This window comes from Acinetobacter sp. SK-43 (assembly GCF_015351505.1).
GTDB classification, from domain to species: domain Bacteria; phylum Pseudomonadota; class Gammaproteobacteria; order Pseudomonadales; family Moraxellaceae; genus Acinetobacter; species Acinetobacter junii.
The window spans coordinates 1-1,237 of record NZ_JADKPY010000096.1; the positions used below are offsets into that span (position 1 = coordinate 1).

A 1,237-nucleotide genomic window follows, 5' to 3' on the forward strand; every position below is an offset into this window, starting at 1 on the left:
TGATCCTAGACAGTATCGTGGACACCCGATCCCTCTAAACTCTTAAAATATTTCTGTTCAAAGGCTTCTGGGCTTAACCAGCCATTTGCTGAATGCCTTCTGATTCGATTGTAGTAAATCTCAATATATTCAAACAATACAGCATTAGCTTTTTTTCGGGTAGTAAATATACTGCCGTGTACCACATGACCTTTTAGTGTATGAAAGAAGCTTTCTGTAACAGCATTATCCCAGCAGTTTCCTTTACGAGACATGCTTTGAATACAGTTATTCGTGAATAATAGTGCTCTAAAATCACGACTACAGTACTGTGAACCTTGATCTGAGTGCACCATGGCATTCGTTGGATAGCCTTGACGAGCCGATGCATAGTTAAATGCATCGCACACTAGCTGACGGTCTATCCTTGTACTCGTTTGCCAACCTACAATACGTCGACTAAATAAATCTAGCATCACACATAAGTACAACCAACCTTCTTTAGTTCGAATATAGGTAATATCGGTTGTCCAAACTTTATTTGGTCGAGTGACTGTAAACTGGCGATCTAACAAATTCGGCGCTGTTGGTAAACGATGATTTGAATCAGTCGTATGCTTATATTTACGGGAAATCTTGCTGCGTAAACCAAGCTTTCTCAACATTCTTCCAACCGTACGTTCACTCATGCAGTAACCTAAATCATGCATGTCATGTACCAATGACGGAGCACCCAAACGTGAATGATGTTGCCAATATACAGCTTTTAAATCAGTATATTTTTGATTGACGTACATCTGTCGATTTCGCCAAGCATAGTATCCCGAAGTGCTAACACCTAGGCATTTACAGGCAGAAGATACAGTGATTTTATTCGCATCCAAATCTTGAATTACCGTGTACTTTTCTTGGCATGATCTGTTAGGAAGTACACATGCGCCTTTTTTAAAATATCATTGGCTTCTCTGAGCTGTTTGACTTCTTTCTCTAAATCAAGAATACGCTGTTGTTCTGGTGAGAGTTGTCTTTTACTAGAACCTGTTGGGTTAGTCTCACGAATCCATTTATCTAATGTTGAATAACCCACACCTAATTTCTGGGCGATTGCAGCTACAGACTCGTGTGAGTTTGAAAGTGCATAATCAATTGCTTGCTGTTTAAATTCTGGACTAAAGCGTTTAGCCATTTTTACATCTCCATAGTTAACGTAACGTTATCTTTAGAGGGAATATGTGTCCATTATTTTGTCTAGGATCAA

The 1,237-nt window shown here is 39.1% G+C and carries 1 protein-coding gene; it reads right to left on the reverse strand.

The window, feature by feature from the left end; translation table 11 throughout:
* Window positions 1-5 precede the first annotated feature (5 nt).
* Window positions 6-1,165, reverse strand: a protein-coding gene (locus tag IRT38_RS17355; RefSeq protein ID WP_194598344.1) for an IS3 family transposase whose coding sequence is annotated in 2 segments (ribosomal slippage) — window positions 6-919 and window positions 919-1,165 — 1,161 coding nt in all. Because the reading frame shifts where the segments join, the coding sequence is not laid out codon by codon here.
* Window positions 1,166-1,237: the final 72 nt, after the last annotated feature.